General features: G+C 43.9%; 14 protein-coding genes and 1 pseudogene. 9 read left to right on the top strand and 6 right to left on the bottom strand.

Features of this window, described 5'->3' with window-relative positions; translation table 11 throughout:
• Positions 1-114 precede the first annotated feature (114 nt).
• From B2Z67_RS15995 to B2Z67_RS15300, 8 genes and pseudogenes are all read left to right on the top strand, one after another.
• Positions 115-213: pseudogene (locus tag B2Z67_RS15995) on the top strand (hypothetical protein); the annotation flags it as partial.
• A 429-nt stretch (positions 214-642) separates the two neighbouring features.
• Entirely contained in the window at positions 643-2,673 is a 2,031-nt protein-coding gene (locus B2Z67_RS15330) for a DUF3857 domain-containing protein (protein ID WP_291530713.1), read from the top strand.
• Between the two features lie 104 nt (positions 2,674-2,777).
• Positions 2,778-3,230, top strand: coding sequence for a hypothetical protein (locus B2Z67_RS15325; RefSeq protein ID WP_291530712.1), 453 nt, complete (start codon positions 2,778-2,780; stop codon positions 3,228-3,230).
• A complete protein-coding gene (locus B2Z67_RS15320) occupies positions 3,227-4,684 on the top strand; it encodes a GspE/PulE family protein (RefSeq protein WP_291530711.1) in 1,458 nt (485 codons plus the stop codon). Before B2Z67_RS15325 ends, B2Z67_RS15320 begins: the two co-directional genes overlap by 4 nt.
• An 11-nt stretch (positions 4,685-4,695) precedes the next feature.
• Positions 4,696-5,169, top strand: a complete 474-nt coding sequence (locus B2Z67_RS15315) for a hypothetical protein (protein WP_291530710.1) — start codon at positions 4,696-4,698, stop codon at positions 5,167-5,169.
• Between the two features lie 199 nt (positions 5,170-5,368).
• Complete coding sequence (locus B2Z67_RS15310) at positions 5,369-5,731, top strand: hypothetical protein (protein ID WP_291530709.1); 363 nt, start codon at positions 5,369-5,371, stop codon at positions 5,729-5,731.
• Positions 5,724-6,236: a type II secretion system protein gene (locus tag B2Z67_RS15305; RefSeq protein ID WP_291530708.1), complete on the top strand. Its 513-nt coding sequence runs from the start codon at positions 5,724-5,726 to the stop codon at positions 6,234-6,236. Before B2Z67_RS15310 ends, B2Z67_RS15305 begins: the two co-directional genes overlap by 8 nt.
• Complete coding sequence (locus tag B2Z67_RS15300; RefSeq protein ID WP_291530707.1) at positions 6,220-7,278, top strand: type II secretion system F family protein; 1,059 nt, start codon at positions 6,220-6,222, stop codon at positions 7,276-7,278. The genes B2Z67_RS15305 and B2Z67_RS15300 overlap by 17 nt, the downstream gene beginning before the upstream one ends.
• A 99-nt stretch (positions 7,279-7,377) precedes the next feature.
• Here B2Z67_RS15300 and B2Z67_RS15295 read toward each other — a convergent pair whose 3' ends face one another.
• Genes B2Z67_RS15295 through B2Z67_RS15280 form a run of 4 tightly spaced genes read right to left on the bottom strand, consistent with a single transcriptional unit; the run spans position 7,378 to position 11,237 of the window.
• On the bottom strand, positions 7,378-7,872 hold the full coding sequence (locus B2Z67_RS15295) for a hypothetical protein (protein WP_291530706.1): 495 nt from the start codon (positions 7,870-7,872) through the stop codon (positions 7,378-7,380).
• A gap of 18 nt (positions 7,873-7,890) precedes the next feature.
• Positions 7,891-8,892 (bottom strand): hypothetical protein, encoded by a 1,002-nt coding sequence (locus B2Z67_RS15290; protein WP_291530705.1) that lies wholly within the window; start codon positions 8,890-8,892, stop codon positions 7,891-7,893.
• An 8-nt stretch (positions 8,893-8,900) separates the two neighbouring features.
• Complete coding sequence (locus tag B2Z67_RS15285) at positions 8,901-10,781, bottom strand: type II secretion system protein GspD (protein WP_291530704.1); 1,881 nt, start codon at positions 10,779-10,781, stop codon at positions 8,901-8,903.
• A 21-nt stretch (positions 10,782-10,802) separates the two neighbouring features.
• Positions 10,803-11,237, bottom strand: coding sequence for a prepilin-type N-terminal cleavage/methylation domain-containing protein (locus B2Z67_RS15280; protein WP_291530703.1), 435 nt, complete (start codon positions 11,235-11,237; stop codon positions 10,803-10,805).
• A 137-nt stretch (positions 11,238-11,374) separates the two neighbouring features.
• Here B2Z67_RS15280 and B2Z67_RS15275 point away from each other — a divergent pair, with 137 nt between their 5' ends.
• The gene (locus tag B2Z67_RS15275; RefSeq protein WP_291530702.1) at positions 11,375-12,133 is read left to right on the top strand and encodes a DNA alkylation repair protein; all 759 of its coding nucleotides are present in this window, start codon (positions 11,375-11,377) and stop codon (positions 12,131-12,133) included.
• Between the two features lie 66 nt (positions 12,134-12,199).
• On the opposite strand, the gene B2Z67_RS15270 is transcribed toward B2Z67_RS15275, so the two are convergent.
• The gene (locus B2Z67_RS15270) at positions 12,200-12,721 is read right to left on the bottom strand and encodes a hypothetical protein (protein WP_291530701.1); all 522 of its coding nucleotides are present in this window, start codon (positions 12,719-12,721) and stop codon (positions 12,200-12,202) included.
• Positions 12,722-12,949: 228 nt separating this feature from the next.
• Entirely contained in the window at positions 12,950-13,207 is a 258-nt protein-coding gene (locus B2Z67_RS15265) for a hypothetical protein (RefSeq protein WP_291530700.1), read from the bottom strand.
• Positions 13,208-13,314 lie beyond the last annotated feature (107 nt).

Here is a 13,314-nt window from a genome sequence, read left to right as displayed (position 1 = left end):
TTCGACAGACTCGTGATGGTGGCAATTAGCTATAAGACCGATTTCAAGTCCAAAATTTATAATAGGACAGCATGCGGATAATCATATTAAAATGCCTAATAATTTAGTACAACGGGGCGTTTTTTGCATAGCATTGGCGGACTGGGCACAGGGTCTGGCGAATATGCTTATTTGAGAAGTTTTACTTTAGGGAATGATTCTATAGTAATTTGAGATCCGTACCTCAGGAAGTTTCTTATATACGATTTATATGGTAACTGGTATAGGGAGGTTTCGTAATTTTAGAAAGACGGATGAATAAAAGAATGCTATTAACTGTCAGCTTCCTGATAATGCAGTATGTAAAACACGGTTTATTATTTGCTGCTCTATGTCTGCCTCTAAGCATGGTGTGTGTGGTTACCCCTGAACTATCGAGTGGAGAAACCATCGGGCAATGGGTGTGGTTTAAGAAAAACGGAATCACAAAATCAGTAATCTGAAAAGGGATTTAAACAGCGATGAATAAACAGTTTGAAGCTGTTTGCTTGCACCTAAAATGACGAAGAACCATATTTATTTCTGATTTTTTAGTCAAACAAGCATTATTTGTTATATAAATTATTAGTTTTGCACAACTGATAATCTTTAAGTTTCAAAATTATGAAAAACAAGCTATTTATATTCTGCATATTTAGTCTTTTGTGTCTTCCGGCAGCTTTTTCCCAACGAGTGGAAGCAGTAATCAAACCTGACTTGAAATATGGAAGGCCTTCCAATGAAGAATTATCACTAACGACGTACACTCCCGATACGACTGCCAAAGCAATTTATCTGTTCCATAAAGGAGTGACAGGGTTTACTTACAATGAAAGATTCCGGTTGTTCACGGAGCACTGGGTACGCATCAAGATATTGAAGCCGCAGGGGGTATCGCATGCTGACGTTACCATTCCTTATTATGCACCTGACGACCAGGATAAGGAGAAAGACAGGATTTTGGATCTGGACGGATGTTCCTATAATCTGGAAAACGGCAAAATTGTAAAAAGTCGTTTGAAACGCGATTTTATCTCTGACGAGCGAGTGAATTCTTCTTATAGAGTATTGAAATTCTCGTTGCCTGCCGTAAAAGTCGGAACGGTGATTGAATATCACTATAAATTGATTTCTGATTATTCCGTACATATTGAAAACTGGATGATGCAAGAGGAAATTCCCATGATATATAACCAGTATCAGATAACCATTCCCAATGTTTTTGTATATGACGTTGAGTTCAGAGGCCGTCCCTATATAGATATTGTTGAAGCTAATTCTTCCATGCAAGCCAAGGGGCATATAGGAGATGGCATAACAAAGGTTGACCGGGATTTCACCATTTCGGCGCGAAAGCTCACGTTTACCTCAGAGAATCTGGCTGCTATCCGTCAGGACGAATCCTATTGTTGGTGTCCGGCAGATTATAAGATACAAGTTAGTTTTAATTTGCAAGGTACTAATTATCCGAGTGAAGGTTACAAACCGTATAGTGCCGAATGGGGAGATGTGGATCAACAACTGACAAAGAAAGAAAATGAGGGTTTTGGTAAGTATCTGGTGTGGAAGAATCTATATGTCGAAGAAATACGGCAACTTACTAATTCCGCAGAACTCGATTTCAACCGGAAAGTTGTGAAAACTTTCCAGCTATTGAAGCAAAAGTTGTCATGGAACGGAGAGTACAGACTCTACAGTGAAAATCTTGATAAAGTGATTGAGAAAGGAAGCGGTAGCAATGCCGACCTGAATTTTATCTTTATCAATATGCTCCGGACTAATGGAATTAAAGCTTACCCCGTCGTTATGAGCCGGCGTTCGCTGGGAATGTTGCCGTATCATTTTCCCTCCCTCCAGAAACTGAACACGTTTGTTGTTGCCGTTTATGATGATGCGAAGGATAAGTACGTTTATCTGGATAGCTCTATGGACGTACCGGCTCTTAATGTACTGCCTCTTGAATTGTCCGTAAATAAGGCGCGCATACTTTCTCCTGATGTCCCGGAAAATAAGAAGTGGGTGAACCTTCAGGACATCTCTGTAAACCAAGCTGTTATGCAAATCAATGCCACTGTTCAGGATAACCTGATTACAGGACGCCGGACTACAATACTGAAAGGTCATCAGGCTTTGGAGTACCGGAAAGAACATCTGCAGCAGGATTCTCTTGTGAATAAACAAGAACAGGCCAAAGAAAAGCTGACTATCAGTAATCTGAAACAGACAGATACGGATGATGATTTTACTATTGTCAAGGAGGGTTTTGACTTTGTGCTCGAAGCAGAGAAATCGGATGATCACATTTACATTAATCCTCTAATCTTCCCGCAACTGACCAAGAATCCTTTCATTCAGTCGGAACGGATTCTTCCTGTCGAGTTCCCTTATCCGCATAAGATCAGGCTGATATGTACCCTGACGCTTCCCGAAGGATATAAGATAGAGGAAATTCCCCGTACGCAAGCGGTAAAGACCGAAGACAATAAATTGCAATGTAAATACATGTTTCAAAGAACCGGAAATACCGTTACTGTGGATTATTCCTTCAATCTGAATCATTCCGTATTGGCTCCTGAATATTACAAGCAGTTGCAGGAAATGTGGCATACGGCTGTTGAGATGAATCAGTCTCTCATTGTATTGAAAAAGTTGTAGTTATTTCAAATAAATCACTACTTTTGTAGTGAAGATTAGGACTAATTATCATAGAAAAAGCCGTCCGACGTTTCTTTTAAGGAGTCACTAAAGATTTAGTATTTATGGAATTGCCCGTACTTTTATCCCTGTATCCGATGATTGTTTCGGATTTCCGCCATCGAAGGATAGTGCTGTGGCATCTATTGCTGTTCGGAGCGTTGCAGTTTGCGCTGGATTTTTACCGGATGGGAGCGACTGATGTATTCCGGAACTTTGTGACCAACCTGTTTATCCTATCCTTTATGGGCGGCATTCTGTGGATATACATGCGGCTCCGTTTTGGAAAGAAGAATATGATTGGCGCAGGAGATGTCTTTTTTATCCTTTTGCTTTCACCGCATTTCGAGTATCGTGCTTTCCTGTATTTTCTGATAATCTCATTCTGCCTGATACTGGTTGCATGGTTTATTTATGGAAGTACTACAGATGGTGGCATCCCGCTTGTTTCCGCATTAGGCATCTGCTATTCCATAGTCTTATTGTACCAGTTATTTCAAGGAATCATTGCTTTATGAAAACAGATATTCATATATCCACCGAAGTTATCCAGCTCTTCTCTGCATCGGAAGCGCACATATACAGATTGGTTCCCTGCCTGCGTTCGGGAAATGAACTCCAATGTTACGGACAGGAAGGGAAAGATTATTCCGATACCCTTCGCGAAATAAATGTCCTTTTCGGTTTTGATGTTTCCATTATCCCCATTCCTTTATCTGAGCTTGATAAGATGCTCAATATGCATTACAGGGATTCGGGAGGCGGCATATCTGCAGAAACAAACGGCGCCGGCGTCTCTGCTCCCCGTACTTCCGGTGTGACAAGCGTTAATGACCCCGACTTTGTCGGCTCCCTCATTGAAGAAGCCGTCCTGGTACGTTCCAGTGATATTCATATCGAGGCTTACGAAGACCGTTGCCGCGTACGTATGCGTATTGATGGGCGTCTGCTGGAACGTTATGTCATTGACAAGGCTCATTACCCGGCATTAGTGAATCGTATCAAAATCCTTTCTAACCTGGATATTTCCGAAAAACGCCTTCCGCAGGACGGGCGTATTCTGTTTGAGCGGAACAACCGGAAACTCGATGTGCGCGTCTCCTCGCTTCCTGCCATTTACGGAGAGAAAATTGTGCTTCGTCTGTTGACGCGCGATATGAGTTTATTAGACCTGAAGAATCTGGGCTTCACTCCCAAGCAGTACGACGATTATACGAAGTCCGTAGCCTCGCCAAACGGCCTTATCCTGATAACCGGCCCCACCGGCTCAGGTAAGAGTACCACCCTTTATGCCACCCTGCGCATGCTCAACCGTGAAGACAACAATGTTCTGACCATCGAAGACCCAGTAGAATACACTCTGGAAGGCATTAACCAAGTGCAGTTGAAAGAGGAAATAGGACTTACCTTTGGCAATGCCCTGCGTACTTTCCTGCGTCAGGATCCCGACATCATCATGCTGGGTGAGATACGCGACCACGATACAGCCGAGATGGCCGTCCGCAGCTCGTTGACGGGACACTTGCTGCTATCCACCATTCATACCAACAGTGCCTGGGGAAGTATAACCCGCCTTGCCGACATGGGTGTTCATCCGTGGCTCATATCAGATACGCTGGCAGCTTGCGTTGCTCAGCGGCTTGTCAGACTGCTGTGCCCCCATTGCAAACAGGAATATCATATAGAAGAAGGAACTTCCTCCCTGTTCGGAATAGACCCATGCCGGAATTACTTCAAACCAACAGGATGCGGGCAATGCCACTATACCGGATATTCGGGACGAAAAGCCATCTACGAAGTAATCCGGATAGACAATACCCTGTCAGAGGCCATCAGGCAGAACCGGCTGAACGTAGAGAATTATCTCAAGGAACAGCAGGTGACCACATTGAAGGACTCCGCCCTTTCCTTATTGGCGCAGGGGCAAACTTCCCTGGAGGAAATACTGCCGATACTTAATGACGGACTTTAAATAAGCATACCATGAAAATCAACAAGCCAACCACTTATGTATTGATAGTGCTATCCATCGGAATATGGGGCACAGTTGCATACCGCATATACGATGCACTGAAAGATAACGGAACCACCGCATATCCGCCTGTGGTGAAAGCTGCAAAGAAAACGGGAAAGGATACAACGATGCTTCTGCTGAACTACCGTGACCCTTTTCTGGGAGATTACCAGCCCCGGAAATCCGAAGAAAAAAGACAGCAAAGGGAAGTGGTGTCCGGAGGAGAAAGTACCGTTGCGCCAATGATAGAAGTATCTCCCGACTTCCTGTATAAAGGTGTCGTCCGTTCGGGTAAGAATGTCTGGGCTATCGTAAATCGCAACGGAGAAAGCATCTTGATGAAACCCAAAGAAACAATCGGGGAATTTGCTGTGGCAGAAGTTACGGACGATAAACTTGTCGTGATACGGAAAGGAAAGAGGTATGAACTGCCACGGCAATAATTAAATACCTATACTATAAAATATGATTGAACACAGAGGCGCAGAGGCACAGAGTTTTATCTATCTTTTAAGAAAAGAAGATGAACAGGAATACACAGAGAGGGCGACTACGTCGCTGAAAAAAACGCTGTGTCTCTGTACCGCTGTGTTCAGGCTAAATTCTCATTATAAATAAGGTATATCATATATAAAACTAAGTATGAAAAGGAGGTTCTTGCCCCGTCGCACACTGTCTGCTTCCACAATGATGGAGACGATAACCGCTTCGGTGGTTTTTATGATAATATTTGTGTTGGCGATGGACACATTGACCCGCTTAGTGGTTAACGGCAATGAAGACTCGGACAGTTTGCTTATTGAAACCGATATGAACAAGTGCCGGAGGCGAATCTGCCAAAGCACGCTTGTGCCCGGAGTAGAAACTTATGAATACGATTGGGGACAGATGGTAGTGGAAATTACCGCTTACAAAGATAAAGAAGATATTTATCAAATAGAGATGATTGCTACTACCGATAAACATCGTGAGATTCGTTTTCGTTTTCTTGAAGCCAATGAGTAAAAGATGCCTTTATAAACCATTGAAAGGGGTTACGCTGACAGAAGTGTTGGTTGTGATGATTCTTACAGGTATCCTGTTCCTGCTTTTATTTGACGGGGTGACTATTGTCAACACGTACGGGCGGCTTGTGTACAAAAAGCTGGGCTTCCAGGTAGAGCTGCTGGATGGGCATCAGACATTGGAACTCCTTCTGGAAAAGGCCGACAGTATAATAAGGCAGGATGAAGGCGAGTTGCTGCTGTTCAGACCGCAGGCAGGAGCAACCCGTATTCTGACAGACGGCACTAACCTGGTTCTTTACCGGGATTCAAGCAGTACGGATACGATTTTCACCGGTTTGTCTGCTGTCAGGTTTCATTTACAGTCCGAAGAACGGCAATCTGTCGATTCCATTTTCTTATCCTTACCGGCAGGGCGCGACACCCTGCAATTGGAATATGGTCTTCCGCCCGCTGCCGGATTCACTTTGAATAATTCTATTTTCAACCATGATGCAGAACAATAAACCCTACAGGCTGAACGATACTAAAAAGTATCTGCTCTTTTCACAACTTCACTCGTTGCTGAATGCCGGATTAAGTTTCAGCCGCTCATTCGATTTGCTGATACAGGGAGAGAGAAAGCAAAAAGAAAAAGATCTTCTGAAAAACGTCTATCAGCAGGTACTTGTAGGCAATGAACTTTGGAAAGGTATGGAGTTGGCGGAAGCATTTACCGGACTGGATTGTGGGGTAATCCGTATAGGGGAAGAAACCGGTAAGCTGGACCGTTCATTGATTTTTCTTTGCGATTACTATCATAAAAAGAATGAGCAACGCCGCATGCTTGCCGGCGCTTTGAGTTATCCGACAATAATAGTGGTGGTAGCCGCACTTGTCCTTTTCTTTATGATAACCGTCGTAGTTCCCATGTTCGAACAAATTTACTCACGAATGGGAGGTCAGTTGCCGGAAGTCACCGTACTTTTACTAAAGATGTCGTCTTACTTCCCTACCGTACTTCTCATATCCGCCATAGTTCTCGTTTCTTTCATCGTAATTAAGCAGATGTACGGCAAGACTGAAAAGTACAGAAAACTTAGTTCTTCCGCACTGATGCACATACCTTTGATAGGAAATCTTATCAGGACACACTACCAGGCACAGTTTTGTAAGCTGCTTTATCTGCTCGTGTGTTCCGGAGTACCGCTGATACGGTCGCTATCCATGTTGGAGGCAGTTATAAGATTCTATCCTTACAGCAAATCTTTTTCGGAAATCATCTCCGGACTTAAGCAGGGTGATTCTTTCGCAAGCAAAATGGAAGGATTCAGGGAAATCTATGGGAACAAGCTGGTAACCCTGATAAGGGTGGGCGAGGAAACCAATTGCCTGGACAAGATGTTGCTGAACCAGGGAAACGACCTGACTTCCGAACTGGAACACAACCTGAAGCAACTGGGCAATATCCTGGAACCTGCATTAATCCTTGGCATCGGTGCAATTGTAGCTTTTGTACTTATAGCCATGTATATGCCGATGTTCCAGTTGGGGCAAACTATCCAGTAACTAATCACTAATCACTACAAAGAAGTACCCCATCATGCTCTACCTCATCCTGCCTGAGATACGGACAGAATATAGATGATCATAGCTATCTTTTCAGGCTTACTTTTCAATGCTGATAAATGACAGAGTCATAGTCAGCACTTTTTCCGTTTGTCTCCCTGCCAGTCTCGGATTGGAAGTTTCAAAATGAACGGAGGAGATGCGCAGTGGCAGTGTCTGTTGCTCTATATACGAAACCAGCCTCACTAAGTTGACAAACCTGCCCGTCAATGCCCACGTCCCTAAGCGAAGGTGATAACCGCCTTCGGAACCAAGAATCGCAGGAGTGTAACTCACCGTACTGAGGTTTTCTTTTGCAAGCACATCTGCAAACTGTTGCAGGATAGTGCCGTCGCCCAGCAGGGAGGTTGTTGTCATTGCCGGCGGAAAGAAACGCCCTGTAGAAACCTGAGAGATACTGTCCGGAGATGAGTTTGTAAGGTGCCGGTTCTCCTGGTACAGACCGAAAGTCTGTCCGATGGCCAGCTTCCATATAAGGATAGGAGCCAATAACAGCAGGATGGATAATTTGATGATGCCACCGTATTTTTTCATGCTTATTGTTTTTTACAGTTAGTTGGAACTCAGGGTTAATTGCAGTTCAAAATCAAACAAGTCTGCGTCTTTCCTCCGCGACAGTGACACGATTTCCGCTTTACCGAACATCGAATCCTTGCCGAGAAGTTGAGAAAAGAGGGTGATACTGCCCGGTATGTCCGACCAGCCTTTTACGATGATATTCCTGTTTACCAGTTCCCGGTTTTCCCGTCCCTTGCCCGGATTGGTTATGCCGGAGGCGAGCGGATGGATGGAAAGTACGTTCAACGTCAGTCCCTGGGGCATATATGACGCTATCCTGTCGGAAATCGTAGCCGCCGAGCAGTCCGGGAGCTTATTGTACCGGTTTGTAAGATTTGCCAGCTTCTCTGTCTCCTTTTTGCGCGAATTATCCACTCTTTGTTTGTTGTATGCCAAAGCGCCCAATCTTTCATTCTCCCGTAGAAGATGCGAATTGATGAAATAGTTGCCCAGTAACAAGAGAAGGAAACCGATGAGCACGGGAAGCTGCAACTTGTAATAGAATGTGTTGCATACTGCGTTCAGCCTTCCGGGCGTTTTCCGCACGGCACTGAAAGTCATCTCCTTATCCCAGAATCTCCTGATCCGTTCTTCAATAGAGAGTTCTTCCTGCTTACCTACGAACAAGCCCATGAGCGAGATGTGGTTTTTGTTCAGTTGCTCCGGCAGTTCTCCGAGTATTTCCTTGCGTACGAAAGAAATGCTACTGTCCCCGTCTTCGCCTGTAATATCATACAGTAAGTCCTGATTTTCCGTAATTCTTCGCGATGTGATATCCTGAGGAATATAACTCCTGGTCATTACCTGATTCCCCGTAACGAAAATCAGTGCAAGAGAATGTTTCCATTTCTCTAATGACTTCGCTCCGTCATATTCTTCCTTCCACAGGGAAACCTTCTCTTTGGAAACGACCGCTTTGTACAGTCGGAGTTCACTGCCACCGTCCGTAGTCTCGATCTTGAAAAGCAATATTTTTCCTGTAATCAACTTCATCATATACTCGTTCAGATAATAGTCGGTTTTATGAAAACATTCAGTTTCTGTACTTTCTTTGTTCGCGATGAATAACCGAAAATCCATCTCAGTACAGGAATACGGGCAATGAAGGGTAATCCTGAACTTGTTTTGCCTGTCAGGTTCCGTTCGATACCTCCCAGGAGTACCATTTCCTGGTTCCTTACCCTGATGATGGAATTGAAACTGCGGTTGGTTGTTCCCGGAGGAGCATCTTCTGCCACTTGTTCGGTGAATTCACTTTGAGACAGGTCTACTTTCAGTGTGATACAACTGTCAAGGCTAACGTAAGGAAGTATCTCCAACGTCATGTTTGCTTCCACATTCTTCCATTGGTAAGAGTTGGTCTGCAATGGGTTCTGTGTACCTATGAAGTTGGTCTGGCTTTCTTTATAATATCTCATCTCCCCGCTCTTGAGGGTAGCCTTGTGCCCATTCAGTGTGGAGAGTTTTGGTGTGGAACGCAGTGTGACTATATCGTTCTCTTCCAGCAGTTTCAAACCTGCGTAGAAGTTGGGACCTACTTTCCCCAGATTGACGGAAGTAAAGTCGCTGAAAGAATTGAGCAACCGGTTGATAGTTGAGGCGCTCAGCGAAAGGTCTAATCCGGGGCTGAAAGTACCTTGACTGGCGCCTGACGGTTCTTTCCCCTTTCCGAATCTGATTCCGGCTTCGCGTGTGCTCGTATCCGAAGCGTCCACGATGATAACGTCAATGGATATGAGCGGGACACTCCGGTCAATATCGGCAATGAACGTGGACAGGCGCAACAGCGCACTCCGGTCGCCGCTCACCACAAGGCTGTTCAGTTCGGGGAAAACCAATATTTCCACTCCTTTTTTCAGTGTGGCGGGGATAATTTCCGTCACTTTTTCCACCGTCCGGTATTTCATAGGCAATACTTTGACGGAAGAAAACGGGTCGGTTCCATTGTTCCGGGCGAACAGATAAATGCCCTCTTCAATCCGCCATGTGAAGTCTGTCCCGGTGAACAGGATTCTCAGGAACGTATCAAGATCTACTTTCTCGACCTGAATGCCTGTCGTATGGTTCATATCGGCAGTGAGGAAGTAATTCTTCTTAAGTAGCCCGCATATACCGGGCACGATTGTATTGATGTTACCATTGGTGATATGTGCGGTAATCAGCCCGAGCGAATCAACGTCCAGTTCGTTGGGACGGAAGCTGAATCTGTTCCGAAGGGGCAGTCCGCCTTCTCTTTCCTCTTCCTGAAAGAGCATCCAAGTGGTTTCATCTTTCTTCAGGGTAGTAAGTGAGTTGGTGGCAGCAATGCTTTGCACTGCGTTTTCTATAGTCATGGATTTGCCGAAGGAAGTTACTCTTTTCCCGGATAGATTTTCGGGAATGATGACGTTAGTACCTGTTTTCTCTGCAAATTTCCGAGTGACGTCCGCCAGTTTGGCGCCGGAGAAGTCGAATGATACTTCCTGTTCGGTGGGGGCATAGTCTATCCTGATTTCGGGTTCCATAACAGGAGGGTGGTATGGTATAATCGACAGAATGTTTCCATCCGTTTCGACGTCCAGTGCATATTCCTTGCAGATAAAATACAGCAGGTCGGCAATTCGGATTTGCTTGAAACTGCATGTGATTTGCTGTTCCATGCCGAAACCGGTATGAATGTTCAGCCCGTTTGTTTGGGCAATGCTCTTTACCAATTCATTGACAGGCATGTTGCTTACAGTAAAGTCCATCTTTCCGGCATACAGCGAATCCCGGCGCATTGCATCATCCAGCTTTGTTCGCAGCGAATGCAGGCGCAGGGAATCGGGTGCTTGTGCCTGCATTCCGGCAATATTCGCAAAGGCTGTGAAAGCGATAAGTAAACAGATGATTAGTTGTCTTTTCATGCTGGCGATGTGTATGATTGGTTAGTCTTTAGTAATTTCAACGAGTCTCTTGTTTGTGTCTATTTCCCATACGTTATACACGCCGTCACGGTCGAAATCGACAAGAGAAGTGGCGGTAGCGCGGAAACCGTCTTCGTCGGCTTCCACTATTTCTATCAGATAGTTTGCGCTGCCACCGTCGGTAACTGTTGGTTGCTGCTCGAAACCGATTTCGTCCAACGAATTGGAATAGCGGGAATATGTATAGAAATAAGTCTTCTCCAACGAGTGCAGGAAGATGAGCTGTTGCTGCGCCTCCACACTCCTGGCACGCGATATCAGAGGCATGAGGTTGGGCAAAGCAATGAGTACCAGGATGCCGATGATAACAATGACAACCAGAAGCTCGGGAAGAGAGAAAGCGCGCAGGCTGCGAGCGGATGACATGTGCTGACGATAGCTGTTTTTTAATTTCATGATATAATATTGAGAAACAAGGAACGGGACAAATTTAGTAAATTATATGGGATATTGCCTATTTCTTGTCTTTAATTTTTTTGTCAGACTGGAAAATTTACTACCTTTGTGCCATAACGTTTGAGAAGAAACAATAAATGAAACATCAAATCCTCACAGAGATTCGTCAGACATTGAAAGATAACGTCGATGCGAAGACACAGACTTCGGGCGACCGTTATTTTAAGGAAGAAGTAAAGTTATATGGTGTCAAGGTGCCATTAGTAGGTCAAATCGGGAAACTCGCCTTTGAGAAGGTTCGGAACTACTCCAAACAGGAGATATTTGAACTGTGTGAAGAACTTTGGAAATCGGGTTACACCGAAGAGGGCTTCATTGCCTGCAACTGGTCATATTACCTTCACAAACAATACGAACCTGCTGATTTTATCGTTTTCGAGCGTTGGGTGCACAACTATGTGACTAACTGGGCTACCTGCGATACGCTGTGTAATCATACTATCGGCACATTCGTTGAAATGTATCCTGATTATGTTTCCGAACTAAAGAAGTGGGCGCACTCCGACAATCGTTGGGTGAAGCGTGCTGCCGCCGTTACGCTGATTGTCCCTGCGCGAAAAGGGTTGTTCTTCGACGACATTCTGGAAATTGCCAATACCTTGCTTATGGACGGGGACGACCTGGTGCAGAAAGGATACGGCTGGATGCTCAAAGCCGCCAGCCTGAGCGAACGCACCGCCGTCTCGAAGAAACTTAATCCCGAAACCAAACGCGAACATCTGGAAGCGGTGTTCAACTTTGTAATGAAGCACAAAGCCGTGATGCCACGTACTGCTCTGCGCTACGCCATCGAAAAGATGTCGCCGGAAATGCGGGCAGAGGCGATGAAAAAATAGGGTTGGGGCGGTGGCATAGTTGCTATATATGATACCACCAGGCAAATAAATATTAAAAGGCGGGAACTAAAAACTGTCTTTTTTACTTTCGAAATTTGAATAAGTAATTAGTGAATTTACATAATCCGAGTCAATATCGATTGCCACTATTTTAGCGTATGTATATTTGTAGGAAACAGTATCCCAACCCCCTCTTGTATCCATTGACATAATTTGGAAGAACTTTTTCGACATATCGCCGATTCTCCCCACATAGCAAATGGAATCATCTTTGGGGTTAAATTGAACGACAACATTGCGTTCTTTCAACCATGTAAACGGATCTGTTTGAGTCTCCAATGATATATTGTAGAAATTAGGTATATCCATGATACCTTTTGCCAATAACACCTTTTCCGTAAAAGATGTCTCGTCATCGCATTGGTTACTTTCTATATATTTTCTTTGAATCAAACTATAACCGTCTAAAGTATAGTCCACAGTAATACGCTTGACCAGTATCCACTCTGAACCTATAAGTTCAATGACGCCATCAACAGATGTGTGCCATCCTTTCAGTTTAAATGAATAGAATTTGTTTCGTTCCATATTTCTCTTATTTATGTCTTGTTCTTCGTGCATTATCTCCTTTAAACCGTGGCGTTAATTTTAAAATATAACCGGATACTGAAAGAGACTGCATCTCATCAGTGCCGTCTTAATCTGTACCAAGTTATTTTTTTATCATTACTTAATCGTTAATATGTCCTGCAAATCTAAGGTTTTTATTTGATTGATTTAAATAGTTCAAACCCCTGGTTAGACTATGTATGCTTTTTATTGTACATAAAATATATCTATCAATTCCTCCAATAATTTACCATCATAATTCAACTCGTAATTTATATCAAATCCTTTTTTTTGCAATTCATCGCTTGCCCAATCACGTATTCTATCTGCTATATCCTCATCAACTTCTATAGAAACAAATTGATTTTCGTTGTCTACGTGTATTAGCTTTAATTTTGATATTTCTTCTTTAGAAAGGCTATATTTCAAATAGTCGAACTGATTTTTATTTAATTTAGCTATCATTGCCCTAAGTTTGAAAATTAATGATTATCCGCATGCTGTCCTATTATAAATTTTGGACTTGAAATCGGTCTTATAGCTAATTGTCACCATCACGAGTCTGTCGAATA

It is taken from the genome of Bacteroides sp. UBA939, from assembly GCF_002293435.1.
Taxonomy (GTDB): Bacteria; Bacteroidota; Bacteroidia; order Bacteroidales; family Bacteroidaceae; genus Bacteroides.
The sequence above is the reverse complement of the archived record's forward strand: the minus strand, read 5'-3'. Positions and strand labels throughout refer to the sequence as shown.

What these genes read in the sequence shown, in the direction of transcription:
- B2Z67_RS15330 (WP_291530713.1), top strand. Translation starts at nt 643, where the DNA reads ATGAAAAACAAGCTATTTATATTCTGCATATTTAGTCTTTTGTGTCTT.
- B2Z67_RS15325 (WP_291530712.1), top strand. Translation starts at nt 2,778, where the DNA reads ATGGAATTGCCCGTACTTTTATCCCTGTATCCGATGATTGTTTCGGAT.
- B2Z67_RS15320 (WP_291530711.1), top strand. Translation starts at nt 3,227, where the DNA reads ATGAAAACAGATATTCATATATCCACCGAAGTTATCCAGCTCTTCTCT.
- B2Z67_RS15315 (WP_291530710.1), top strand. Translation starts at nt 4,696, where the DNA reads ATGAAAATCAACAAGCCAACCACTTATGTATTGATAGTGCTATCCATC.
- B2Z67_RS15310 (WP_291530709.1), top strand. Translation starts at nt 5,369, where the DNA reads ATGAAAAGGAGGTTCTTGCCCCGTCGCACACTGTCTGCTTCCACAATG.
- B2Z67_RS15305 (WP_291530708.1), top strand. Translation starts at nt 5,724, where the DNA reads ATGAGTAAAAGATGCCTTTATAAACCATTGAAAGGGGTTACGCTGACA.
- B2Z67_RS15300 (WP_291530707.1), top strand. Translation starts at nt 6,220, where the DNA reads ATGATGCAGAACAATAAACCCTACAGGCTGAACGATACTAAAAAGTAT.
- B2Z67_RS15295 (WP_291530706.1), bottom strand. Translation starts at nt 7,872, where the DNA reads ATGAAAAAATACGGTGGCATCATCAAATTATCCATCCTGCTGTTATTG.
- B2Z67_RS15290 (WP_291530705.1), bottom strand. Translation starts at nt 8,892, where the DNA reads ATGATGAAGTTGATTACAGGAAAAATATTGCTTTTCAAGATCGAGACT.
- B2Z67_RS15285 (WP_291530704.1), bottom strand. Translation starts at nt 10,781, where the DNA reads ATGAAAAGACAACTAATCATCTGTTTACTTATCGCTTTCACAGCCTTT.
- B2Z67_RS15280 (WP_291530703.1), bottom strand. Translation starts at nt 11,237, where the DNA reads ATGAAATTAAAAAACAGCTATCGTCAGCACATGTCATCCGCTCGCAGC.
- B2Z67_RS15275 (WP_291530702.1), top strand. Translation starts at nt 11,375, where the DNA reads ATGAAACATCAAATCCTCACAGAGATTCGTCAGACATTGAAAGATAAC.
- B2Z67_RS15270 (WP_291530701.1), bottom strand. Translation starts at nt 12,721, where the DNA reads ATGGAACGAAACAAATTCTATTCATTTAAACTGAAAGGATGGCACACA.
- B2Z67_RS15265 (WP_291530700.1), bottom strand. Translation starts at nt 13,207, where the DNA reads ATGATAGCTAAATTAAATAAAAATCAGTTCGACTATTTGAAATATAGC.